Here is a 24,194-nt window from a genome sequence, read left to right as displayed (position 1 = left end):
CCCTACTCCTCGGGCCGGTCGGCTCGGTGGGTGGCGTCATAGCCGCGCAGCCGCTGCAGTTCCTCCCCGTCGTGTGCCGCAGCCTCGCGAGCGGCGTCGGCCGCCATCCCCACATGCGACACCGCGGACGGGTCGCGGCTCACCTTGATCAGGCTCGCGACGGTGGTGATGATCAGGACCCCGATGATCACCGCCAGCGACACGCCGATCGAGACCTCGGGGACGTCCAACGACGTCGTCTCGTGAATCGCGTGGAGCACCAGCTTGACGCCGATGAACGCCAGGATGACCGCGAGGCCGATCGACAGGTACACCAGCCGGTCGAGCAGGCCGCGGACGAGGAAGAAGAGCTGCCGGAGGCCCATCAGGGCGAAGGCGTTCGCGGTGAAGACCAGGAACGGCTCGTGGGTGAGGCCGAAGATCGCCGGGATCGAGTCGAGGGCGAACAGGACGTCGGTCGTCCCGATGGCGATCATCACCAGCAGCATCGGCGTGGCCAGGCGCCGGCCGTCGATGCGGGTGAACAGCCGGGATCCGTCGTACGTGCGGGTCGTGGGGATCACGCGCTCGGCCAGCCGGAGCAAGGGGTTGTTGCCCGGCTCGGGTGTCTCGTTCCTGCTGCGGAGGAGTTGGACGGCGGTGAACAGCAGCAGCGCGCCGAAGAGGTAGAACGTTACGGCGAAACGCTCGATCGCCGCGGCGCCCACCACGATCAGCACCGCGCGCAGGACCAGGGCGATGACGACACCGAACAGCAGCACGCGGTGCTGCTGTTCGAGCGGCACCGCGAACGTCGCCATGATCACGATGAAGACGAACAGGTTGTCGACGCTGAGGCTGTACTCGGTGATGTAGCCGGCGAAGAACTCACCGGCGTACTGCGAGCCCGCCCAGATCCAGATCCCGATCCCGAACGCCACCGCCAAGGCGACGTACACCAGGACCCAGCGGGTCGCCTCCTTCACTCCGAACGAATGCGGGTGGCTGTCCACCAGGATCAGGTCGATGGCGATGATCGCCACCAGGCCGACGAGGGTCGCGACCCAGAGCCAGACGGGCACGTTCACGGTGAGGGAGCCTCCGGGATGCGGCGGGAGTGGGTCGGGTCCTCCACGTTACGGGTTCCTGAGAACGCTGCCGAACCGACGGCCGGCCCGTCCGCCGCGCCACGGCGCCGAGGCCCGGCGGCTCCCGAATGGTGAGCGCGCGTCGACGAGTCAGCCGACGCCGGCAGCGCGCATCCCGCGCAACTCCTTCTTCAACTCCGCAACCTCGTCGCGGTACCGCGCAGCGAGCTCGAACTGCAGTTCGCCGGCCGCTGCGTGCATCTGGGTGGTCAGCTCGGCGATGAGCGCCGCCAGGTCGGCCGCGGGCATCGACCCTTCGCCCCGGCCGGCACCGCCGGACCCTCGTGATCCCATGCCCGGCACCGGTGCCTTGCCGCGGGACTGCGCCCGGCCCGAGCCCCCCAGCAGTTCCGCGGTGTCCGCGTCCTCCCGGGCGATGAGGTCGGTGATGTCGGCGATCTTCTTGCGGAGGGGCTGCGGATCGACCCCCCGCTCACGGTTGTAGGCCACCTGCTTGGCGCGGCGGCGATTGGTCTCGTCGATCGCCGACGCCATGGACGGCGTCACGGTGTCGGCGTACATGTGCACCTGGCCGGACACGTTGCGGGCGGCACGGCCGATGGTCTGGATCAGCGACGTCCCCGAACGCAGGAAGCCCTCCTTGTCCGCGTCGAGAATGCTCACCAGCGAGACTTCCGGCAGGTCGAGACCCTCCCGCAGCAGGTTGATCCCGACGAGGACGTCGAACGTCCCCAGCCGGAGCTCGCGCAGCAGCTCGACCCGGCGCAGTGTGTCGACCTCCGAATGCAGGTAGCGCACCCGGATCCCGTGTTCGAGCAGGTAGTCGGTGAGGTCCTCGGCCATCTTCTTGGTCAGCGTGGTGACCAGGACGCGCTCGTCCCGGTCGGTCCTCGTCCGGATCTCGGCCATGAGGTCGTCGATCTGGCCCTTGGTGGGCTTCAGCACGATCTCCGGGTCGACCAGGCCGGTCGGCCGGATGACCTGCTCGACCACGTCGCCGCCGACCCGGCCCAGCTCGTACGCGCCCGGCGTGGCCGACAGGTAGACCGTCTGGCCGATCCGGTCGAGGAACTCCTCCCACCGCAACGGCCGGTTGTCCATCGCGCTGGGAAGCCGGAATCCGAAGTCGACCAGGTTGCGCTTGCGGCTCATGTCGCCTTCGTACATGCCGCCGATCTGCGGCACGGTGGCGTGCGACTCGTCGATGACCAGCAGGAAGTCGTCGGGGAAGTAGTCCAGCAGGCAGTGCGGTGGCGTCCCGGGCGCGCGACCGTCGATGTGCCGGGAGTAGTTCTCGATACCGGAGCAGAAGCCGACCTGCCGCATCATCTCGACGTCGTAGCTGGTCCGCATCCGCAGCCGCTGCGCTTCCAGCAACTTGCCCTGCCGTTCGAGCTCAGCGAGCCGCTGCTCCAACTCGGCCTCGATAGTCGTGATCGCGCGCGCCATCGGCTCGGGCCCGGCGACGTAGTGCGTGGCGGGGAAGACGTACACCTCCTGGTGCTCCTCGAGCACCTCGCCGGTCACCGGATGGAGCGTCAGCAACTGCTCGACCTCGTCGCCGAACATCTCCACCCGGATCGGATGCTCCTGGTAGACCGGGAAGATCTCCACGGTGTCGCCGCGCACCCGGAAGGTGCCGCGCTGGAACGCCAGGTCGTTGCGGGCGTACTGCACCGAGACGAGGTGACGCAGCATCGCGTCGCGGTCGGTGGACTCGCCGACTTTCAGGCGCAGCATGCGGTCGAGGTACGCCGCCGGGGCGCCGAGGCCGTAGATGCACGAGACGGTCGCCACGACCAGCACGTCGCGGCGGGTCACCAGGGAACTGGTGGCCGAGTGCCGGAGCCGTTCGACCTCCTCGTTGATCGAGGAGTCCTTCTCGATGTAGGTGTCGGTCTGCGCGATGTACGCCTCGGGCTGGTAGTAGTCGTAGTACGAGACGAAGTACTCCACCGCGTTGTGCGGCAACAACTCTCGGAACTCGTTGGCCAGCTGGGCGGCCAGCGTCTTGTTGTGTGCCATGACCAGCGTCGGGCGTTGCAGCCGCTCCACCAGCCACGCCGTGGTGGCACTCTTGCCCGTGCCGGTGGCTCCCAACAGCACCGCGTCGCGGGCGCCCCCCTGGATCCGCCGGGCCAGCTCCTCGATCGCGGCGGGCTGGTCGCCGGAGGGCTGGAACTCCGACACGACCTGGAAGGGATGGACGGCCCGCAGGTGCGGGTTGACCGGGCGCGGCATGCCGACCACGGTACGACGCCGGACCGACAGCCTTCGTCCGCGGCCGCAGGGGCCGCAGCGGGAGGGTCGGCCGGAACCGGACAGCGGCAGTGGTCAGCGCAGATGTCACTCCGGCCCGGTCAGCGGCGGTCGTCAGTCCGGAAGTCATTCCGGCCCGGTCAGCGGTGGTGGTGGCCGGCCCGGTCAGCGGGCCGTGGTCAGCTCTGCCCAGACCTCGTCGACCCGCCGTCGCAGGTCAGCCGGCTCACCGCTGTTGTCGATGACGATGTCCGCAAGCGCGATCAGGTCCGCCCTGTCCGGCTGCGACGCCATCCGCGCTGTCGCGTCCGCACGGGCCAGGCCGCGGCCCGCCAGTCGTTGCAGCCGCGCCTCCTCCGGTGCATCGACCACGACGACGACGTCGAATCGAGCCGCGGACTCCGGTGCGAGCAGGGGCACGTCGTACACCAGGACGGCGTCCGGTGACGCTGCCGCGGCCAACTCGTCGCTGCGCGCCACGATCCGCGGGTGGGTGATCGCGTTCAGCTTGGCCAGCCGGGCACGGTCGGCGAAGACGATCGCTGCCAGCGCGGCGCGATCGAGCCGGCCGTCCGGGCCGACGACCTCGGGGCCGAACTCCGTGACGATCTCGGCGAGCGCCGGCTGGCCGGGCTCGACGACCTCCCGCGCCACGGCGTCAGCGTCGATCACCGCCGCCCCCAACTCGGCGAACCGCCGGGCGACCGAACTCTTGCCCGAGCCGATGCCTCCGGTCAGCGCCACTCGCAGCACGGGGTCACCCTAGGCGGCCGGTCCGGCAGGCTCCGAGAGGCGCATGCCGGACCGGGGTGTCTGAGGGCGGTACCAGGCGCTTTGAGCGCATTGCGCCCGACAGCAAACGAGGAGCCCCGGACCATCAGGTCCGGGGCTCCTCGTCGTGCTGGTCGACCGTCAGGCGTCGCCGGTCAGCTTCTCCCGCAGCGCCTGCAGCGCTTCGTCGGATGCCAGCGTGCCCGACGCGCCGGGGGCCTCCGACGAGTACGAGGACGGAGCAGCGTCGCCGGCAGCCGCGGCGTCGGCGGCTGCCGCCTCCGCGATCTGCTTCTTGTGAGCCTCCCAGCGCGCGTGGGCTTCGGCGTACTGCTTCTCCCACGTCGCCCGCTCGGCGTCGAAGCCTTCCTTCCACTCCCCTGTCTCGGCGTCGAAGCCTTCCGGCCCGATGTAGCCGCCGGCGTCGTCGTACGACGGAGCCATGCCGTACAGGTAGGGGTCGAAGTCGTCGGCAGCTGCGCCGCCGGAGGTCGACTCGTTGGCCTGCTTGAGCGACAACGAGATACGGCGCCGCTCCAGGTCGATGTCGATGACCTTGACGAAGATCTCGTCGTTGACGCCGACGACCTGCTCGGGAATCTCGACGTGGCGTTCGGCGAGTTCGGAGATGTGGACCAGGCCCTCGATGCCGTCGTCCACCCGGACGAACGCGCCGAACGGGACCAGCTTCGTGACCTTGCCCGGCACGACCTGGCCGATCTGGTGCGTCCGAGCGAACTGCTGCCACGGGTCTTCCTGAGTCGCCTTGAGCGACAAGGAGACGCGCTCTCGGTCCAGGTCGACGTCGAGCACCTCCACGGTGACCTCCTGGCCGACCTCGACCACCTCGGACGGGTGATCGATGTGCTTCCAGGACAGCTCCGACACGTGGACCAGGCCGTCGACGCCGCCGAGGTCGACGAAGGCACCGAAGTTCACGATGCTCGACACGACGCCGGACCGGATCTGGCCCTTCTGCAGTTGGGTGAGGAAGTTCTGCCGGACCTCACTCTGGGTCTGCTCGAGCCAGGCCCGGCGGGACAGCACCACGTTGTTCCGGTTCTTGTCCAGCTCGATGATCTTGGCCTCGAGGGTGCGGCCGACGTACGGCTGCAGGTCGCGGACCCGCCGCATCTCGACCAGCGATGCCGGCAGGAAGCCCCGCAGGCCGATGTCGAGGATGAGGCCGCCCTTGACGACCTCGATGACGGTGCCCTCGACGACGCCTTCCTCGTCCTTGATCTTCTCGATCGTGCCCCAGGCGCGCTCGTACTGGGCGCGCTTCTTGGACAGGATCAGCCGGCCCTCCTTGTCCTCCTTCTGCAGGACCAGGGCCTCGATCTCGTCGCCGACGGTGACGACCTCGTGCGGGTCGATGTCGTGCTTGATCGACAGTTCACGCGAGGGGACGATGCCCTCGGTCTTGTAGCCGATGTCGACCAGAACCTCGTCGCGGTCGACCTTGACGACGGTCCCGCTGACGATGTCGCCGTCGTTGAACGGCTTGATGGTCAGTTCGATGGCGGCGAGGAAGTCCTCAGCGCTGCCGATGTCGTTCACCGCGACCTGGGGCGCGGTTGTCGCGGGGTTGATGAGCGTGCTGGTGGCGGATGGGGTCATGGAGGGTGTTCGCTCCGGGCGGGTTGGGTCGAGATGGGACGCCATGGACCCGTCGTTCACCTGCCGCGCTGTCAGGTCGGAACGGCGTGGGACGGCCACGGGCGTACAGAACCGGCGGAGACGACATGAACGACGCGGGCCTACTCGGTCTGAGACTCGCGCGGGACCCACGGCGCACCGGCCAGGATAGGGAGGTGGCGTTGACAGGGTCAAACCCGGCGGCTACGCCCGGTGATCGCGACGACGACGGACACGGCGTGGCTGACAGCTGGGACGACACCAGCATGGCTGACAGCGGGGACGACACCAGCGTGGCCGACAGCGGGGACGACAGCAGCGTGGCCGACAGCGGGGACGACACCGGCAGCGCGGCGCGCACCCGGCTGGACCAGGCGGCGTCGACGCGGGCATCGCGTCACTACTGGGACACCACCGCCGACGCCTACCAGGCCGATCACGGGAGCTTCCTCGGTACGGCTCGCTTCGTGTGGGGGCCCGAGGGCCTCGACGAAGCCGAGGCGGGCCTGCTCGGGCCGACCGCGGGGCTGCGCGTGCTGGAACTCGGCTGCGGCGCGGCGTCCTGCGCCCGCTGGCTGCGCGGCCAGGGGGCGGAGGCGGTCGGCCTCGACCTGGCGGCCGGACAGCTGCGGCACGCCCGGCAGATCGACGCCGAGCTGGGTTCTGCCGTCCCGGTCGTGCAGGCCGACGCCGTCGCCTTGCCCTTCGCCGATGGCGTCTTCGACCTGGTCTGCTCGGCGTACGGCGCGGTGCCGTTCGTCGCCGACCTGGCCCAGCTGTTCGCCGAGGTCGGCCGGGTGCTGCGGCCCGGCGGCCGGTGGGTCTGGTCGCAGACCCACCCGATCCGCTGGTCGCTGCCGGACGACCCGGGCCCGGCCGGCCTCACCGTGACCATGTCGTATTGGGACACCCGCGCGTACGTCGAGTTCGACGCCGCCGGGACACCGACGTACGTCGAGCATCACCGAACGCTGGGCGAGCTCGTCAGGCTGTTGCGGGACACCGGCTTCGTCCTGGACGACCTAGTCGAGCCGCCGTGGCCGGACGGGCACGACGGCGTCTGGGGCGGCTGGTCGGCGTTGCGCGGCCGGCTGGTGCCGGGCACCGCGATCTTCTGCACCCACCGGCGCTGAGGGCCCAGCGGGGTCGCGGCGCCGACGGCACCACGGGAGCGCCAGCATGACGGCCGCACGGCGGGGCTACGGCCGCAGTGGGGCTACGGCTGCAGTGGGCTACGGCTGCAGTGGGCTACGGCTGCAGTGGGCTACGGCTGCACGGTGGGGTCGCCGGCTGGCCAGGGTGGCAGCACGTACGCCGGATCCAGCCCGGAGTCGGGCCCGAAGGCCGCCGTCGCCTGGCTGTCGGTCGGCGCGACGCCGGAACGAACCCAGGAGTCGAGGAGGTTCACCGCGCCGGTCCAGGTCTGGTCGGTGACGTTGCAGTGGCCGGCCCCGTACGGCGCTCCCGGCTGCTGTGGATAGCTGGCCGGTGGCACCGTCACGTACTGGCGCAGCCGATCGGCGGCACCGGCCGCTTCCGCGCGGGTCCGGTACCACGTCTCGTTGGGGACGATGACGACCGGATCGGCCGCGGTGTGGACAGTGACCAGCGGCAAGGTCAGGTCGCCCTGCGGATCGCCCAGCGACGCTGCCGCCCGCACCGCTGCCGGATCGGCCGCAACCCGCGCGCCGCCGGCCAGGGCCGCGAGCGCGCGCTGCGTGGCGCCGGCATCGGAAGCGTCGATCACGGCCGCTTCGGCTGCGGTCACCCGGGCCGCGTAGTCGGTCCCGACGTTGCCGGACAGGTTGCCGCCGAGCCGCTGCTCGACCTCGTACCGCCCGACCGTGCCGTAGGCCAGCGCGCCGACGACCGTCTCGGCGGCAGCGGACACCTGGGAGCTGCGGTCGTGGCCGTCGAAGTTCAGCGTCCGGGTAGGCCCGTCGCCCAGGGCGTCGAGCAGCAACAGCGTCGCCCCGCCGGGACCGGCCGGGTCGCGGGCGGCCTGCATCACGGCGGTCGCCGCGGCGGACAGGGCACTCACCGCGTCGGCGTAGCTGGCGAAGCCGGTCAGCTGCAGGGATGGCACCAGCAGCTGCCGGACGCCGTACGCCACGTCGAGGCCCAGATCGAACAGCGGGACGACGCCGGCCAGCGGCGCGCAGACGGCCACGGCACCCTGCAGCAACTCGGGTTCGCGCTCGGCCAGTTCCACGGTGATGAGGCCGCCGAGCGACTCGCCCCAGCCGTACACCCGCTGCGGCGTGCCGACCTGCGTGCGGAAGAAATCGATCAGCGACGCGCCCGCCGCCACACCGTCGGCGACAGCCCACCCGTTGGCCGGGTACGCCGAACCGGCCAGAGCGTAGCCGGCGTCCAGGAGCTGCTGCCCGATCTCGCGACGGCCACTGCTCCAGCCCGGCGCCGGTTCCGGCTCGGTGCTGACCGGAGCGAATGCCGGGGGCCATGGCTGCGCCGCGCGGTAGCCGTGGGAGAACAGCAGCAGGGTGCCGTTCCAGGCGCCGCGTGGCAGCAGGATCTCGTAAGCCGCCCCGTCGAGAACCCCCGTGCAGGCCACCTGCTCACAGCTGTGCAACGCCGGAGGCCCGCTGCTCGGCTCCGGCCCTGCTGTCCCGGTGCAGGCGCTCAGCGCGACCAGGGCGATCGCCGCGAGGCAGCCGGCCAGTCCGCGGCGCACCGCGCGGAACCGGGCAGTTCCGGTACGCCGGAACCGCGTCGTACCGGCGCGCGGCCCCGGCCACCGCTGGCGAGCTGCCATCAGTGGCCGGCGTCGTGCCAGGTCGAGCCCACGCCGATCGAGACGTCGAGCGGCACCTTGAGGAGGTAGGCGGCGCCCATCTCGGCGCGGACCAGCTCCTCGACTGCCGCCCGCTCCCCCGGCGCGACCTCCAGCACGAGCTCGTCATGCACCTGCAGCAGCAGCCGCGAGGCCAGCCCGCCGTCCCGCAGGGCGCGGTCGACGCCGAGCATGGCGACTTTGATGATGTCCGCGGCCGAACCCTGGATCGGCGCGTTCAACGCCATACGCTCGGCCATCTCGCGACGTTGCCGGTTGTCGCTGGTCAGGTCGGGTAGGTAGCGCCGCCGACCGAGCACGGTCTGCGTCCAGCCGGAGACCCGCGCCTCGTCGACCACCTCGCGCAGGTAGTCGCGGACCCCGCCGAAGCGCGCGAAGTAGTCCTCCATGAGCACCTTGGCCTCGTCCGGGGTGATACCGAGCTGCTGCGAGAGCCCGTACGGCGACAGCCCGTACGCCAGGCCGTACGACATGGCCTTGATCCGCCGGCGCATCTCGGCCGACACCGCCTCAGGGGCAACGGCGAACACCCGGGAGGCGACCGTCGTGTGCAGGTCTTCTCCGGAGTGGAACGCGCTGATCAGCCCCGCGTCGTCGGACAGGTCGGCCATGATCCGCATCTCGATCTGGCTGTAGTCGGCGGTGAGCAGGCACTCGTAGCCCTCCCCGACGACGAAGCAGGACCGGATGCGGCGGCCTTCCTCGGTCCGGATCGGAATGTTCTGCAGGTTCGGATCGGTGCTCGACAGCCGGCCGGTCGCGGCCACCATCTGGTTGTACGAGGTGTGGATGCGGCCGCCGGAGTCGGCGAGCGGGATGAGACCGGCGACCGTCTGCCGCAGCCGTGACCAGTCGCGCCAGCGCAGCAGCGCCGCCAGCAGCGGATCCTCGGTCTGCGCGAACAACGCCGCCAACGCGTCGGCGTCGGTGGTCCAGCCGGTCTTGATCCGCTTGGTCTTCGGCAGGTTCCGTTCGCCGAACAGGATCTCCTGCAGCTGCTTGGGCGACCCGAGGTTGAACGGGCGGCCGACCAAGCCGTGCGCGTCGGCTTCGGCGGCCCCCATGGCCTTGGCGAAGACACGCTCCAGGTGCTCCAGCCCCTCGACGTCCACCGCGATGCCGGCCTGCTCCATCCGGCTGAGCACGCCGACCAGCGGCAGTTCGACCTCCCGCAGCAGACCGGTACCGCCGCGGACCTCCAGTTCGGTGTCCAGCGCCGCGGCCAGGTCCAGCACGGCTCTGGCCTGCAGCCCGAGGGTGTCGGCGAGGCCCGGCCCGGTATCGGTGCCGTCGAGGGTCAGCTGATCCGACGGCGTGTCCACGGCCCGCAGATCGCGGCCCAGGAACCGAGCGGTCAGGTCGCCGAGGTCGAAGGTGCGCTGACCGGGCAGGACCAGGTAGGCGGCCAGCGCCGTGTCGGCGACGATGCCGCGCAGCTGCCAGCCGCGGGCCGCGAACGCCAGCATCGGACCCTTCGCGTCGTGCAGCACCTTGGGCTTGTCCGGGTCGGCCAGCCACGCCGCCAGCGCAGCGTCGTCGGCGGGGGTCAGCGTCAGCGGGTCGACGTACGCCGTCGCCCCGGCGTCGGCCGCCAGCGCCAGCCCGGTGATGTCACCGGTCCCGCGGCCCCAGCTTCCGGCGACCGCGACGCCCGTCCGCTTCGTCCCCAGCTCCTTGGCCAGCCAGTCACCGACCGCGCCGGCGGCCAGTTCCACGACCGCGACCTCGAACGCCGGACCGCCGACGGTCGCCGCGGTGTCGCCGTGCAACTCGAACAGGCGGTCGCGCAGCACCCGGAACTGCAGGGCGTCGAAGACCTCGTGGATGCGGGTCCGGTCGAAAGGCTTGCGCTGCAACTGGTCCGGGGTCAGCTCCAACGGGACGTTGCGGACCAGTTCGGTGAGACGACGATTCACCAGGACCTGCGGCAATGCCGCCCGCAGCGCATCGCCGGCCTTGCCCTTGACCTCGTCGACGCGGTCCACCAGGTCGGCCAGGGACCCGAAGTCCTGGATCCATTTGGTGGCGGTCTTCTCCCCCACCCCGGGGATGTTGGGCAGGTTGTCGCTGGGATCGCCGCGCAGCGCGGCGAAGTCCGGGTACTGCGCGGGCGCGAGCCCGTAGCGCTGCAGCACGGCAGCCGGGTCCATGCGCGCCACCTCCGACACGCCACGCTTGGGGTACAGCACGGTCACGTGCTCGTCGACCAACTGGAACGCGTCGCGGTCACCGCTCAGGATGAGCACGTCGTACGACTCGGCCGCCGCCGCGGTCGCGATGGTCGCGATGAGGTCGTCGGCCTCGTAGCCCTCCTCGGCGACGGTGACGATGTCCAGCGCATCCAGGACGTCGCGGATCAGGGCGACCTGCCCACCGAACGCATCCGGCGACGCCGTGCGGGTCGCCTTGTACGCCGGGAACGCCTCGCTGCGGAAGGTGGTGCGCGACACGTCGAAGCAGACCGCGAGGTGCGTCGGCTGCTCGTCACGCAACGCGTTGATGAGCATCGAGGTGAAGCCGTAGACGGCGTTGGTGGGCTGTCCGGTGGTGGTCGAGAAGTTCTCGACCGGCAATGCGTAGAAGGCTCGGTACGCCAGCGAATGCCCGTCGAGCAGGAGCAGCCGGGGTGTGCTGGTCGGACCGTCGGACGGCGTCACAGCCAGCGATCCTAAGGTGGCCCGGTGACTCTCCCGAGCGACGATGTGGCCGCTGACGCCAGGCCGGCCGCGGCTGACCGCGGCACTGCACCCGACGACGGCGCGGTGGCTGACCCTGCCGTGGCGCCTGACCCTGCTTCGGCGGCGGACGACGACGCCGCCGCTGTCATCGCCTGGCTTCGGGCGAACCGTCCCGGCACGCTGCTGGAGCGGCTGGGCATCGAGGTCGCGCACGCGGACCGTTCCCGAGTGGTCGGCAGCATGCCGGTGGCCGGCAACACCCAGCCCCACGGCCTGTTGCACGGCGGGGCGAGCGCGGCGCTGGCCGAGACTCTCGGCTCGATCGCCGCGAGCCTGCATGCCGGACCGAACGCGGTGGCGGTCGGCATCGAGTTGTCGTGCACGCATCATCGGGCCGCGCACGGCGGCCGGGTCACCGGTGTGGCGACCCCGATCAGCGAAGGCCGGACACTGGCGACGTACGCGATCACCGTGACCGACGAGGCCGGCGCGCTGGTCTGTACCTCGCGGCTCAGCTGCCTGATCCGGGCCACCGTGCCCGGCAAGGACGGGTCAGGCCCGCGGCGCGTCTGATCGCAGCGTCGCCGCCTGCAACAGGCGGCGACGTACCGATGCCCGTGCCCGCAGGTCCAGCAGCCGTCCGGCCGCGGCGTCGGGGACCAGTCGACGGCGCAGGGCGCCGACGGCGGCCGACCGCCGCGTCACGACGGGCGCGAAGCCGAGCCGGGCGTAGAAGCGGTGGACGTCGCGAGCCTGCGGCGGCAGTTCGACAGCCAGGGTGGGCGCGCCACGCTCCTCGGCCACCCCGACCGCGGCTGCCAGCAGTTGCCGGGCGACACCACGTCGCCGGTGCGCCGTGACGACGTGCAGCAGGCTCACCACCGCTGACGGGGAGGCCGACCAGAGGCTGTCGTCGCTGACGGCGACCGCCGCAATCCCGACCGGAGTGGCCCCATCCCAGGCGACCAGCAGCCGGAACCGCCCGGCGCCGTCCTCGGCTCGGGCACGCATCCGGTCGACCAGAGCGACCGCACCGGGGGCCGGCGCGGGGTCATAGCGAGCCCGCAGGTCCTCCCAGACCGGGCCGAGGCGCTCGCAGTCCTCGGGCGTGGCGGGGCGAACGTCCACGACTATCCGGGCCACCAAGCCTCCCGAAATCCGCTCCGGGCCCGGCCAGTTCGATCCGTCAGCCGCGCGGGCCGCGCGGCACGAGGGACGTCCCCCGTCCGAGCATCCGCGCAGCCTACGGCGATGATCGTCCGGCGTCGACCGGTTGCCCACCAATCAGCGGCGTCACTGGACATTCAGCGACGCCGGACCCGGGACGTCGTGACCCCCGGGAGTACCGACTACCGGCTGCGCAGTCAGCCGGTCGTGGTCTCCTCGCCGGCCTCGCGCAGTACGACGCGGGCCACTTCGAGCATGGACAGCCGGCGGTCCATCGCGGCCTTCTGCATCCACCGGAACGCCTCCGGCTCGGACAGGCCGTAGCTGGACTGCAAGGCGCCCTTCGCGCGTTCGACGATCTTGCGGGCCGCCAGCCGCGCTTGCAGGTCGGCTACCTCGGACTCCAGCGCGTGGGCTTCGGCGTACCGGCTCACGGCGAGTTCGATGGCGGGCGCGAGGTCAGCCTTGGTGAACGGCTTCACCAGGTACGCCATGGCCCCCGCGTCGCGGGCGCGCTCGACCAGGTCGCGCTGGCTGAACGCGGTGAGCATCACCACGGGCGCGAGCCTCGCCGCGGTGATCCGCTCGGCAGCGCTGAGACCGTCGAGCACGGGCATCTTGACGTCGAGGATGACCAGATCCGGGCGCAGCTGCTCGGCCAGCGCAACGGCCGCTTCGCCGTCGCCGGCCTGCCCGACGACGTCGTAGCCCTCCTCCGCCAGCATCTCGGCGAGATCGAGCCGGATGAGCGACTCGTCCTCGGCGATCACCACTCGCCGGGGCTGCTCGGTGGTGGCGGGCTCGGTCATGACCGGCAGCCTACGGGCCGGGCCGGGCTTGTCCGGTCGCTAGCATCTGCGGCGTTGCCCCGGTACTCCAACCGGTAGAGAGAGCGGTCTCAAACACCGTCCAGTGTGGGTTCGAATCCCACCCGGGGCACCCACCGCGCCGGTCCGAGGTCGGCCGACGAGACCGGGCCGGTGTCTGGCCCGTGGTCCGGTCGCGCAGCGGCGTTGACGGTCAGGCTTCGGGGATGACGCGCTCGAACAGCCTGTGGCGCGGAATGTCCGGGTCCGGGCCGTTGCGTACGCCGCGGTCGAGGGCGTCGATCCGGGCGAGCTCATCGTCGGCGAGCGCGAAGTCGACGACGGCGAGGTTCTGCGCGATCCGCTTCGGATTCGTGGACTTCGGGATTGCCGAGCGGCCCCGCTGCAGGTGCCAGCGCAGCATGATCTGAGCCGGCGTCCTGTCGTGGCTGCGGGCGAGATCGCGGAGGACCGAGTCGTCCATGACGCTGACACGCTGATCGCCCCAGCCGGGGTAGAAGGTGATGCCGCCGATGGGCGACCACGCTTGGGTGAGGATGTCCAGTTCGGCGTTCGCGGCTTGGACGTCGGGCTGCGTGAAGTAGGGGTGCAGCTCGATCTGGTTGACCGCCGGGACCACGGCGACGTCGGGGGCCTGCGCCATCAGCAGGTCGAGCTGCTCGACGCCGAGTTTGCCGGCAGCCTTGTCGAAGGCGTGCAGCGTCTCCTCGTACCCGTAGTCGCTCACCCAGACCTTCGTCTCGATGAACACCTCGGAGCGATCGAGGCCCGAGCGGCGGATTCCTTCGCCGACCTCGCGCTCGTTGCCGTAGGCGGCCGCGGTATCGACAAGCCGGTAACCGAGTTGCAGCGCTGTCTCGACCGCGGCGGTGGTCTCCTCGGGCGCAGACTGGAACACGCCGAGGCCCAGGGCGGGCATCACCACGCCGTTGTGCAGCGTCACCGTGGGCACGGCCGTGTGGGCGGATGGATCACCGGTACCGAATGCTGGGGTCGGTCTCATGACTGCCAGCCTGGCCTGCCGCGGGCGAAATGCGGGAGAGGAACACCCTTTTCAAGCAACGCCAGTGCCTGCCTCGGCCACCGCCACGCTGCAAGCACCTCTGCATGCTTCTGCTGTCGGCAGAACCGCTGAGGCGTCACCGATTGTCGCCCTACCCTCAAGCATGGCTGAAACTGCTCCGCGTCCGCGCTCAGTGCCCATGCCGGATGATGCGCCGACCGCCGCATATTTCCCCGCGGCGGCCAAGCAGGAGCCACTGTGGCGACAGCTTCTCGGCGACCAGTTGAGGCAGTTGCGTCATGGACGAGGCGAAACGCTCGGTGACACCGCGCGCCGCGCGGGGGTGTCACCGCAGTATCTTTCTGAGATTGAGCGAGGCATCAAGGACCCGTCGAGCGAGATGATTGCGGCTGTCGCCGGCGCGTTGGACGTCACCTTGATCGATCTGACGTTGGCTGTGTCAGAGAGCTTGCGGACCATTCGGGCCAGCGTTGCTCCGCTTCCGTCGCGCCGAACGGTCCTCGCGCTGGCGGCGTGACCTGCGACGTATCGCCGCAACCGGCATACGCCTTCACCTGTGCTCGATCACATGGTCGAGCAGGCCGTACTCGCGCGCGCCGCGGGTAGTGAAGATGCGGTCGTGATCTGTATCGGCGCGCAGTGTTTCCACGGTCTGGCCGGTGTGCCTGGACAGCACATTCTCGATGTCCGCACGGATACGGACTACCTCGTCGGCCTGCAGGATGAGGTCCGGAATAGTGCCACGTCCTTGCGCCGCGGGCTGGTGCAAGATGACCCTCGCGTGGGGCAAGGCAGACCGCTTTCCTTCCGCACCTGCGGCCAGCAGTACAGCCCCGACGGCGATGGCTTCTCCGACGCAGATCGTCGCGACGGGTGAACGGATGTATTGCATGGTGTCGTAGATCGCGAGCATCGCGCTCGGATCGCCGCCTTCGCAGTTGATGTAGAGCTGGATATCCCGCTCTGGATTGTCCGACTCCAGGTAGAGCAACTGTGCGATCAGCGCATTGGCGACTCCGGCGTCGATTCCAGTGCCGAGGTAGATGATTCGCTCGGTCAACAAGTGTGAATACACGTCCATGATCCGTTCGCCACGCGGATGCTGGGCTATCACATTCGGGATGGTGTAGCTGCTCACGATGCAGCCCCGCCGTGTCCGGCACCAAAGCCGGCGCGCTCGCGGCCACGTGGGCTGATCTCATCGAAGCCCTGCACGATCGTGTCGATGAATCCGTACTCACGCGCCTCCTCGGCGGTATACCAATGATCGTGCAGGGAATCCTCGAAGATCCGCTCGATCGGCTGGCCGGTGTCCTGGGCGATGAGCCCCAGGACCGTGTCGCGAGTATGACGGAGATCGTCCGCCTGTAACTCGATGTCGACCGCCGTACCGCCGATCCCCGCGGAGCCCTGATGCATCAGAACACGAGCGTTCGGCAGCGCTCGTCGCTTGCCGGGGGACCCTGCCGAAAGGAGGAACTGGCCGGCGCTGTAGGCAATACCCAACACGAGTGTCGATACGTCGTTAGGAACGATCCGCATGACATCGCGAATGGCCAGCATCGATGGCACTGATCCTCCGGGAGAATGAATCCACAGCGCGATGTCCGCCGACGAGTCCGCCGCGGCGAGGGCGATCAACTGCGTCGACAGCAGGATCCCGTTGTCGTCGTCCAGCGGACCGTCGAGAACGAGCACGCGCTGCTCGTACAGCTCACGTCGGGCACGTTCGTTGAACAGTGGTGGTGTCGGGCAATCGGTCATGGCTCGAGCTTGCCCCGCAGCACAGGTCGTCCGCCGTTCGTTCTGCTCACAGCAGGTCCGCCCTCAGCAGCCTCAAAAGACGGTCCTCCGCAACGAGAGCAGAGATGAGGGCGGGCGTCCAGCGCGCGCCGGTTCGAACTCGCGGCTCCCGCGCTACGCCGCGAGTATCACGGAACCGCCAGTGCTTCGGTGGGCGGCAGCGTGGCGGCGCGGGTCGCGGGATACAGCCCGGCGATTCCACCGATGGCCAGGGTGACGGCGAAACCCAATGCCATCGACCACGGCGGAACGACGGTGGGCCAGCCCTGCACGGTCGCGTACGCAGTGGTAACGACGATGCCGAGGAAGAGCCCGCCGATGCCGCCGAGCGCGGACAACAGGAGCGCCTCGGTGAGGAATTGGCCACGGATGTGCGCCCGGGTGGCACCCAGGGAGCGACGCAGTCCGATCTCACCGCGGCGCTCCAGGACCGAGATGATCATGGTGTTGGCCACGCCGATGCCGCCGACCAACAGCGCCACGGAACCGAGTCCGAGGAGCAAGGCGTTCAACGTGGCGTCGGCGGCGTGTTTCGCGGCCAGGGCGTCCGACGGCCGGGACACGTCAACCTCGTTGGGAGCAACGGGGTTGGCTGCACGGGCCAGCATGCCTTGCACCGTGGTGACGTCGGACGGGTCGGCGACCGCGTAGACGGTGGTGGGATGTCCGTCGAAGCCGAGCGGCCCGGCGGCGGACCAGCCGACGAGCGCGGCGACATCCAGTTCGGGCGCGAGCGGTGCCGGCGCCAGGATGCCGACGACGGTGAACCATTGGCCCGCAAGGAATACCTGCTGGTCGGGTCCGACCGACCCGACGCCGAGCCGGTCAGCGGCGACGGCCCCGAGGACAACGGCCGGGTAGTGCGCGGTGGCCTCGTTCAGGAACGAGCCCACGGCGATCTTCCCCGACACGGCGTCGATCAGGTTCAACTGGGCCGCCATGACAGCGATGCCGCCGGATTCCGCCTTGGGTACCTTGTCGTTGCGGTAGACCTTGGCGCCGGGGATGACGCCGACGGCGCTGGTCACCTCCACACGATCAAGATTGTCGATCATGGCGACTGACTCGTCAGGCAGCTGGGCAGCCTCGCCGAGCAGACTCTGGCCGGGGCTGACCGTGAGCAGATTGGTGCCGAGCTCGGCGATCTGCCGGTTGAAGTCCTCTCGGCTGGAAGAGGAGATGCCGACGACCGAGATCATCGCGGCGATCCCGATCGCGATTCCGAGCGCAGACAGCAGGATTCGGGTGGGCCGGGAACGGAGGCCCGCCGACCCGACCCGGACCATGTCGGCCGGCGCGAGACGGGTACGGCGTAGAGCCGGCCGACGATCCGTGATGGTCGTACCGGCAGTCATGCGGGAACTCCGATGCGGTCGTTGGTGTCGCCCGAGGGATCCTGTGCGGCGCTGTCGGCGACCTTCTGGCCGTCGCGCATCTCGATCGTGCGCGGCAGCGACGCGGCGATGTCCCGGTCGTGGGTGATGATGACGACGGTGGTCCCCGCCTCGTGCAGCTCGTGGAGGAGACCCATGACGCCGTCGCCGGAGGCCGTGTCGAGATTTCCCGTCGGCTCGTCGGCCAGCAGCAGCCGCGGCGTGCCGACCACGGCCCGTGCGACGGCGACCCGCTGGCGCTCACCGCCCGAGAGTTGGTGCGGCCGATGGCCGGTGCGGTGAGCCAGGCCGACCCGGTCCAGCGCCGCTCGCGCCCGCTTCAGCCGTTGCGGTCGCGGTACGCCCGAGTAGAGCAAGCCGTCCGCGACGTTGTCCACGACAGGTACGCCGGGTGCCAGGTGGAACTGTTGGAAGACGAAGCCGATGAGCTGCGCGCGCAGCGCCGACAACTCCGCGTCGGTCAAGGTGTTTGCGTCGTACCCGCCAATCGCCACCGTGCCCGACGTGGGTCGGTCCAGTGTCCCGAGCATGTTCAGCACCGTGGACTTGCCGGACCCCGAGGGCCCGACGATACCGACCAACTCTCCTTCGCCGATGACCAACGAGACGTCGCGAAGTGCCTGCACCCCACCGGGATAGTCCTTGACGACGTGCTGGAGTACGGCCACCGGCACACTGGCGGCAGGGGGTTGCAGCGTCATGTCGCCACCCCCACCGGCGTGCCCGGGCCGATGCCGTCGCCGCTGATCTCCACCTTGCCCTGCGCGAACATCCCGGTGGTCACTTTGACGAAGGAGGCCTTGTCCCCGGTCACGACCTCGACGGCGTACCCGCCGTCCGGGGAAGCGACGAGGGCCGTGATCGGGACGATCAACACGTTCTGTTTGACGCCGCTGGTGATCGTCAGCGACACCGGTGCGGAGTCGTATCCCCCGCCGAGGGCGTCCTTGTCCTTGATCGAGACGATCACGGTGACGAAGTGGGTCTTGCCGTCATCGATGGTCTGGGCGACGTTCCCGACACTGGTGACGACGCCGTCCAGGGTGCTGCCGTCGGGCAGGGTGATCGTGGTCGGGTCGTCCTTGTGCACCAGATGCTGTTTCGCCACGTCCAGCGGGACCGTCACGACCGGCGTGATTCCGCTGTAGGTGAGGACTTGCTGGTTCGGCTCGGCACCGAGATGGCTGCCGGCCACGACGGCGGGCAGCGCGACCCGGATGTCGCCATCGTGCACGAACACCTGCTGCGGGCTGACCTCGCCCGTGGGCTGCCAGCCCAGCTTCTGCTGCCAGTCCTTCACCGCCGCGACCGTGGTCGCGTCGTAGTGCCCATCCACGACGACCTTCGTGTAGCCAAGGTCATGCAGGCTCTGTTCGAGTTGCTGGACGTCCTGCCCCGTCGTGCCTTCCCGCAGGGTCCGGTACGCCGGCACCGTGCCATGGATCAGCACGGTCGGCTTGCCGTCCGTACGGTAGATCGGCTTCCCGAGCCCGATCGTGGCGCCCGGTGCGGCGACCCAGGTCACCGTCCCGGCGGTCTGTTGCGACACGAGCGCGACGGGCTCGCCGTAGGAGATCAAGCCACCGACCTGCTCGGTCTGCGTCAAGGTCCCCTCGGTGACCTTCGCGGTCGCCGGCGGCAGGCCCTGCGGGGCGGCCGCACTGTCCGTCGCTCTGCCGCCGAACCCGATTGCCGCCGCGGCGATGACGACGACACCGCCTGCCACGACGACGCCGGTGAGCAACCGCCGAGGGGTGCGCAGCGGCGCGGGGCGCTGCGCCGCGTCGTCGGCGACCATCAGCCCTCACCGCCGAGGATGTGCTGGCAGGCCTGCGCCGCCTTGTGGAACGCCGGGTCGTTGCGGTCGACGCCAGTGTCGCCGAACACGCCCTTGTCCGAGCCGGGTTGCGGATCGGGGAAGTCAGGCAAGCCGTTGTCCCGCATGCATTGGGAGAAGGCGAGGTAGGAGTCCTTCTTCTGGTCGCCGGCCTGCTTCCTCGCGCCGGACGGCAGCAGGTCCTGGCAGGCCTTCATCGCCTGCTGTACGGCGGGGCTCGACGGGTTCACGCCGTCGCCGAACTTCGGCAGCCCGGTCGCCGGGTCCGGATCTGCCATCTCGACATCGTGATCACGCATGCACTGCGCGTACGCCTGTCCGTCCGGCGGCTGCGCGCCTTTGCTGGTCCCCGGCTGGGCCGAGCCGGACGGCGTCGATGCGGACTGGCTCGATCCGGACGGGGTCGATGCTGTGGTGCTCTGTTGTCCGGCACATCCGGTCAGCAGCAGTGCGGCCAGGAAGGCCACCAGCGCGGGCCCGAGCAGCGCCTGTTTCGTCTTCACGATCGTTCTCCGATCTGGCGTGAGGCAGCCACGAGTCCTGTGGTCGTGACGTATCGGTCGAGCTCAGTAGACGGGGCGCCGCATAACCTCGCCGTAACCACGCAGACGGTGGTTATCTGGGCGTTATCCGCAGGCCGGCAGACTGTTTCTGGCCACGAGGGGAGGCGATCGTGCGGCTACTGGTGGTCGAGGACGAGCCACGACTGGCTCGTGCCGTTGCCGAGGCGCTGACACGCGAGGCGTTCGCCGTGGACGTCGCTTTGGACGGCGCACAGGCACTGCAGAAGGTAGCGGTCAACGACTACGAGGTCGTCGTCCTCGACCGGGACCTGCCGGTCGTGCACGGCGATGAGGTGTGCCGGCAGATCGTGGCAGGGCCCAGTACGGCGAAGGTGCTGATGCTCACGGCCGCTTCGGCTGTCCGGGCGCGTGTGGAAGGCCTCGCGATCGGCGCCGACGACTACCTCACCAAGCCTTTCGCCCTCGCCGAGCTCGCCGCGCGCGTCCACGCCTTGACCCGGCGCCCCGCCACATCGCTGCCACCGACACTCGAACGCTCCGGCATCCGTGTCGATCAGGCCACCCGCACCGTCACACGCAACGGAACGCCGGTATCGCTGGCCAACAAGGAGTACGCCATGCTCGTCCAGCTGCTGCGCGCCGACGGCGCGATTCGTTCCGCGGAGTCGTTGCTGGAGCAGGTGTGGGACGAGAACATCGATCCCTTCACGAACACCGTTCGGGTGACCATGATGAAGCTGCGCCGCAAACTCGGTGACCCACCGGCAATAGAAACCGTGACTGGCGCCGGATACCGCATTCCATGAGGCGCCTGGGCCTTCGAGCGCGCTTGACCCTCCTGTACGGGGCCCTGTTCCTCGTCGCCGGCGCGGCGATCCTGGCCGTGCTCTACGTGGTCGTGCAGGACCGTCTCGAACGGGAGATCGGCGTCGAGGCGGCTGATGAACGCCTCCTGACGCTGCGCCAGCAGGCGGCCGCCTCCGGCCACAACACGGTCACCCTTCCCGACGGAACCACGATCGACGTCAACGATCTGGTCGCCCAGGTCAGGAAGGACCGTGAGGACATTAAGGACGCTGCCCTGCAGTCCCTGCTCTGGCAGGGCAGCGTGGTCGTCCTCGTCATCGGCGTGGTCGCGGGCGCCACCGGCTGGCTGGTGGCCGGTCGCGGACTGCTGCCACTGCACCGGGTCACGGTGGTCGCCGAGCACATCGCGGCCGCCAGCGGACCAGAGCGTGATCTGGCCCAGCGCATCGGCACCACCGGCAGACGGGACGATCTGGACCGGCTCACCACAGCGTTCGACGCCATGCTCGCGGCGCTGCAGCAGGCCTTCGACTCGCAGCGTCTCTTCGTCGCCAACGCTTCCCATGAGCTGCGGACACCCATCGCCGTCGAACGAGCTCTGATCGAGCTCGAACTCACCAGGCCCGAGGCTCCGACGGAAACCGTCGCGTTCGCGCAGCTGCTTCTCGATCTCAACCGCGCCAACAGTGAGCTCATCGAACGACTGCTCCTGCTGGCCGACAGCACGAATGCCGTCGAACACGCTGAGCCGGTCGACCTCGCCACCGTCGCCGGCGAGGCCCTGGTCACGGTCGCGGCCACCCGCGACACCAGCGTGACGGTGACGACGGAACTCTCCCCCGCCGTCACCAGCGGCGACCCCGTCCTGATCGGGCAATTGGTCCGCAACCTCGTCGACAACGCGATCGTTCACAACACCGACGACGGTTGGGTGAGCGTCGCTACGGTAACCCGCGACACGACGGCTGTGATCCGAGTCAGCAACAGCGGCCCTCGTCTGGCGCCGGAGGACGTCAGCGGGCTGTTCGAGCCCTTTCGCCGTAACCGGGCAGACCGGACGCACGACACCCGAGACGGCTTCGGTCTGGGACTGGCCATCGTTGCGGCCGTAGCGGCGGCCCACCGTGGCACCATCACCGCGAATCCGCGTTCCGAAGGCGGCCTCGATATCACCGTCGAGTTCGCGACGACGGGAAACCACTGACCGGGCTGGTCTTGCTGGGCCCTCGGTCTAGCCGGGCCGTTTGGGTCTGCCGGGCCTCAGCGCAGTCGGGTAGCTCGCAGGTGATCGCCGAGGCGCAGCGCCATCGCGACGATCATCAACGTCGGATTGCCGTGGCCGGCAGTCGGAAAGACGGAACTGCCGGTCACGTAGAGACCGTGGATACCGTGGACCTGACCGTCGGGATCGACAACGCCGGACTTCGGATCGGACGACATCCGGGTGCTGCCGGTCGGATGAGCGCGATCGGTGAGGTTGTCCCGCCAGTCGTCTCGGCCCAGCCAGGACGCGATGCGGGGCCGGGAGAGCCCGGCGCGGCCGAACTGGTCGGACACCAGTTCCGCGAGCCGGCTCAGGGTATGGCGCTCCTGGTCGTGCAGTCGCCAGTCGATACGGGACAGCGGCATACCGAACGCATCCCGCTTCTCCGACAACGTGATCCGGCTGTCCGGGTCGGGACGTTGCTCGATCAGGGAGTACAGGTCGACCCGGCGCGCGCGGAACAGCGGCGGACGGTGCTCGCGCGTCATTCGCAGCAGGCCGCCGGCGATCGTTCGTGGATGGCGAAGCAGGCTCGCGACGTCCTGTGCCGCTGTGGGTTCCGGCGGTTCGTCGTCGTTGATGGCCCGCCAGAAGGCGGCCTGGTCAAAGGCCGGCAGGTCGGTGTCGGCGGTGACCGGACGACCGCGGTGGCGGACTCGTCCGGCGAGGCGCTGCCCGGCGTGCCACGGGTCGTCGACGGCGGGATACTCCTCCAGGAATACCGCCGCATTGAGCAGTTCTTCGCGTTCTTGAACCTGCGGACTGAGCACCAGGCCGTGCAGGTACTGCGCCTGACCGAGGCGGTACCGGCCGAAGCGGCTCCGTACGTCGTCGCTGTGCCGCGGGTCGAACGATCCGATGACGGAGCCGGGATGGTCCATCAGGTACCGGCCCACCAGATCGTGACCGTTGCCCAGCCCGGCGGGGAAGCGGTCGCGAGACGCCAGCAGCAGCCGGGCGTTCTCGATGCCGCCGCAGGCCAGCACGATCGTGCCCGCCCGGACCAGCAACGTCCGTAGGTCAGGCAGCGTGACCTGGACCGCGGTCACCGCCGTACCGGCCTCGTCGACCTCGACCTGCGTCACGGTGGCGTGCAGCAGCAACTCGATCCCCGCGCCCGGAGGATCGATGTCATTGCGGCCGAAGCGGACCGGCGACGACGGATCGTGCGGGCTCTGGCTGGCCTGCCAGAATCTGGGCAGGAGCAGGTCGGGATCCAGCTGCGGTGTCGGCGCAGGCATGCCGAGCCGCCGCCACAGCCGGTCGTCATAGTCGTTGGGACCCAGGCCCAGGACCCCGCGGGCGGCCTCCAGCGAGCCGGTGAGGTCCGCCGGCCGGAGCGGCCAGCCTGACGCCGGCACCCAGGGGCGCGCGGCGAAGTCGATGTCGTCGAACGCGGTACAGCGGCCGGTCCAGAGGAACGAGGCGCCACCGAGGATGCGCGATCGCATCACCGACTGGTCCTCGATACGGCGTGCCCCGACGTTGTCGACCTCGTTGAGGGCGTCCGCGTCACGGTCGGGCCGGCGCCCGCCGCTCTCCAGCACCAGCACCCGCACGCCCGTCCCGGCGAAACGCCGGGCGACGGTCAATCCCGCCGGTCCGCTGCCGACGACGACCAAGTCGCGGTCGAGGACGGTGCCTGACTCGAGCCCGGACGGCTCCAGGACGGTGATCGGCAAAGGTCCTCCGGAGGCCGCCGGCTGCGCGGGCGGAGCGACGCGTCGGGGCTCCGCGGTGGTGGGCGCCGCGCAGCCTAGACCGGGCGCCTTCGGCTCGCGCGTTCTCCACCGGCTGCGCCGGGCGCCTTAGCGCGGGCTTAACCGGCTGGGGGCACCGCTGACCGTGAACGGCGGCCGCGACTCATAAGAACTCTCAGCGGAGCCTCAGCCGGTGAGGCGCGGCTTGAGGCCGAGCAGCCGCGCCAGCAGGCCGTTGACGAAGGCCGGGGATTCGTCGGTCGACAGCTCGCGAACCAGCGTGACCGCCTCGGAGATGGCCACCGCGTCAGGGACGTCGTCGCACCACAGCAGTTCGTAGACGCCGATCCGCAGCGCATTGCGGTCGACGGCGGGCATCCGGTCCAGCGTCCAGCCGACCGCGTACGTCGATAGCAGTTCGTCGATGCGGTCGCGGTGGGACGTGACTCCCTGGACCAGCTCGGCGACGTAGGGGTTCAGCGGCGTCGGGCCGGTCGAGCGGTCGGCGAGGACCACCAGCGGATCACTGCCCCGCAGGTCGGCCTCGAACAGCACGTCCAGAGCCCGCTTGCGAGCCTTGCCGCGCGCGGACACCCGC

At 69.9% G+C, this 24,194-nt stretch carries 22 protein-coding genes and 1 tRNA gene; 6 read left to right on the top strand and 17 right to left on the bottom strand.

The features are described 5' to 3' along the window. Positions 1–2: 2 nt before the first annotated feature. The 4 genes from EPO13_06845 to EPO13_06830 all read right to left on the bottom strand — a co-directional run bounded on the left by EPO13_06845 (position 3) and on the right by EPO13_06830 (position 5,738). Positions 3–1,067 (bottom strand): TerC family protein, encoded by a 1,065-nt coding sequence (locus EPO13_06845; protein ID TAK69580.1) that lies wholly within the window; start codon positions 1,065–1,067, stop codon positions 3–5. 150 nt (positions 1,068–1,217) lie between these two features. Then, the gene (uvrB, locus tag EPO13_06840; protein TAK69579.1) at positions 1,218–3,329 is read right to left on the bottom strand and encodes an excinuclease ABC subunit UvrB; all 2,112 of its coding nucleotides are present in this window, start codon (positions 3,327–3,329) and stop codon (positions 1,218–1,220) included. 183 nt (positions 3,330–3,512) lie between these two features. Further along, complete coding sequence (locus EPO13_06835; GenBank protein ID TAK69578.1) at positions 3,513–4,100, bottom strand: dephospho-CoA kinase; 588 nt, start codon at positions 4,098–4,100, stop codon at positions 3,513–3,515. A gap of 159 nt (positions 4,101–4,259) precedes the next feature. Beyond that, positions 4,260–5,738 (bottom strand): 30S ribosomal protein S1, encoded by a 1,479-nt coding sequence (locus EPO13_06830; protein ID TAK69577.1) that lies wholly within the window; start codon positions 5,736–5,738, stop codon positions 4,260–4,262. Positions 5,739–6,022: 284 nt separating this feature from the next. Between EPO13_06830 and EPO13_06825 the strand changes: the two genes are divergently transcribed. Continuing rightward, on the top strand, positions 6,023–6,889 hold the full coding sequence (locus EPO13_06825) for a class I SAM-dependent methyltransferase (GenBank protein TAK69759.1): 867 nt from the start codon (positions 6,023–6,025) through the stop codon (positions 6,887–6,889). Positions 6,890–7,020: 131 nt separating this feature from the next. Here EPO13_06825 and EPO13_06820 read toward each other — a convergent pair whose 3' ends face one another. Next, positions 7,021–8,532: a hypothetical protein gene (locus EPO13_06820; protein ID TAK69576.1), complete on the bottom strand. Its 1,512-nt coding sequence runs from the start codon at positions 8,530–8,532 to the stop codon at positions 7,021–7,023. Then, complete coding sequence (polA, locus tag EPO13_06815) at positions 8,532–11,192, bottom strand: DNA polymerase I (protein ID TAK69758.1); 2,661 nt, start codon at positions 11,190–11,192, stop codon at positions 8,532–8,534. Before polA ends, EPO13_06820 begins: the two co-directional genes overlap by 1 nt. 141 nt (positions 11,193–11,333) lie before the next feature. Here polA and EPO13_06810 point away from each other — a divergent pair, with 141 nt between their 5' ends. After that, positions 11,334–11,822 (top strand): hotdog fold thioesterase, encoded by a 489-nt coding sequence (locus tag EPO13_06810; protein TAK69757.1) that lies wholly within the window; start codon positions 11,334–11,336, stop codon positions 11,820–11,822. Here EPO13_06810 and EPO13_06805 read toward each other — a convergent pair. After that, complete coding sequence (locus EPO13_06805) at positions 11,802–12,377, bottom strand: GNAT family N-acetyltransferase (protein TAK69575.1); 576 nt, start codon at positions 12,375–12,377, stop codon at positions 11,802–11,804. The genes EPO13_06810 and EPO13_06805 overlap by 21 nt on opposite strands. A gap of 236 nt (positions 12,378–12,613) precedes the next feature. After that, on the bottom strand, positions 12,614–13,225 hold the full coding sequence (locus EPO13_06800; protein TAK69574.1) for a response regulator: 612 nt from the start codon (positions 13,223–13,225) through the stop codon (positions 12,614–12,616). A 56-nt stretch (positions 13,226–13,281) separates the two neighbouring features. On the opposite strand from EPO13_06800, the gene EPO13_06795 reads away from it, so the two are divergent. Next, a tRNA-Leu gene (locus EPO13_06795) sits at positions 13,282–13,358 on the top strand. A 78-nt stretch (positions 13,359–13,436) separates the two neighbouring features. Here EPO13_06795 and EPO13_06790 read toward each other — a convergent pair. Further along, positions 13,437–14,246: an aldo/keto reductase gene (locus EPO13_06790; protein ID TAK69573.1), complete on the bottom strand. Its 810-nt coding sequence runs from the start codon at positions 14,244–14,246 to the stop codon at positions 13,437–13,439. Positions 14,247–14,409: 163 nt separating this feature from the next. On the opposite strand from EPO13_06790, the gene EPO13_06785 reads away from it, so the two are divergent. Further along, complete coding sequence (locus EPO13_06785; GenBank protein ID TAK69572.1) at positions 14,410–14,784, top strand: XRE family transcriptional regulator; 375 nt, start codon at positions 14,410–14,412, stop codon at positions 14,782–14,784. A gap of 33 nt (positions 14,785–14,817) precedes the next feature. Here EPO13_06785 and EPO13_06780 read toward each other — a convergent pair whose 3' ends face one another. From EPO13_06780 to EPO13_06755, 6 genes are all read right to left on the bottom strand, one after another. Continuing rightward, positions 14,818–15,405, bottom strand: a complete 588-nt coding sequence (locus EPO13_06780) for an ATP-dependent Clp protease proteolytic subunit (GenBank protein ID TAK69571.1) — start codon at positions 15,403–15,405, stop codon at positions 14,818–14,820. Continuing rightward, a complete protein-coding gene (locus EPO13_06775; GenBank protein ID TAK69570.1) occupies positions 15,402–16,031 on the bottom strand; it encodes an ATP-dependent Clp protease proteolytic subunit in 630 nt (209 codons plus the stop codon). Before EPO13_06775 ends, EPO13_06780 begins: the two co-directional genes overlap by 4 nt. Positions 16,032–16,198: 167 nt before the next feature. Then, positions 16,199–17,425, bottom strand: coding sequence for an ABC transporter permease (locus tag EPO13_06770; GenBank protein TAK69569.1), 1,227 nt, complete (start codon positions 17,423–17,425; stop codon positions 16,199–16,201). Beyond that, positions 17,422–18,165: an ABC transporter ATP-binding protein gene (locus tag EPO13_06765; protein ID TAK69568.1), complete on the bottom strand. Its 744-nt coding sequence runs from the start codon at positions 18,163–18,165 to the stop codon at positions 17,422–17,424. The genes EPO13_06770 and EPO13_06765 overlap by 4 nt, the downstream gene beginning before the upstream one ends. Continuing rightward, positions 18,162–19,262 (bottom strand): peptidoglycan-binding protein, encoded by a 1,101-nt coding sequence (locus EPO13_06760; protein ID TAK69567.1) that lies wholly within the window; start codon positions 19,260–19,262, stop codon positions 18,162–18,164. The genes EPO13_06765 and EPO13_06760 overlap by 4 nt, the downstream gene beginning before the upstream one ends. Next, entirely contained in the window at positions 19,262–19,804 is a 543-nt protein-coding gene (locus tag EPO13_06755; protein TAK69566.1) for a hypothetical protein, read from the bottom strand. The genes EPO13_06760 and EPO13_06755 overlap by 1 nt, the downstream gene beginning before the upstream one ends. Positions 19,805–19,974: 170 nt before the next feature. Here EPO13_06755 and EPO13_06750 point away from each other — a divergent pair, with 170 nt between their 5' ends. Together EPO13_06750 and EPO13_06745 are read left to right on the top strand one after the other, a co-directional pair. After that, positions 19,975–20,631 (top strand): response regulator transcription factor, encoded by a 657-nt coding sequence (locus tag EPO13_06750; protein TAK69565.1) that lies wholly within the window; start codon positions 19,975–19,977, stop codon positions 20,629–20,631. Further along, on the top strand, positions 20,628–21,836 hold the full coding sequence (locus EPO13_06745; GenBank protein TAK69564.1) for a HAMP domain-containing histidine kinase: 1,209 nt from the start codon (positions 20,628–20,630) through the stop codon (positions 21,834–21,836). The genes EPO13_06750 and EPO13_06745 overlap by 4 nt, the downstream gene beginning before the upstream one ends. Positions 21,837–21,892: 56 nt before the next feature. Here EPO13_06745 and EPO13_06740 read toward each other — a convergent pair whose 3' ends face one another. Next, positions 21,893–23,572, bottom strand: a complete 1,680-nt coding sequence (locus EPO13_06740; GenBank protein TAK69756.1) for a GMC family oxidoreductase — start codon at positions 23,570–23,572, stop codon at positions 21,893–21,895. A 210-nt stretch (positions 23,573–23,782) separates the two neighbouring features. Further along, entirely contained in the window at positions 23,783–24,190 is a 408-nt protein-coding gene (gene nusB / locus EPO13_06735) for a transcription antitermination factor NusB (protein ID TAK69563.1), read from the bottom strand. Positions 24,191–24,194: the final 4 nt, after the last annotated feature.

The sequence above is a fragment of the Actinomycetota bacterium genome, assembly GCA_004297305.1.
GTDB lineage: Bacteria > Actinomycetota > Actinomycetes > S36-B12 > FW305-bin1 > FW305-bin1.
The sequence above is the reverse complement of the archived record's forward strand: the minus strand, read 5'-3'. Positions and strand labels throughout refer to the sequence as shown.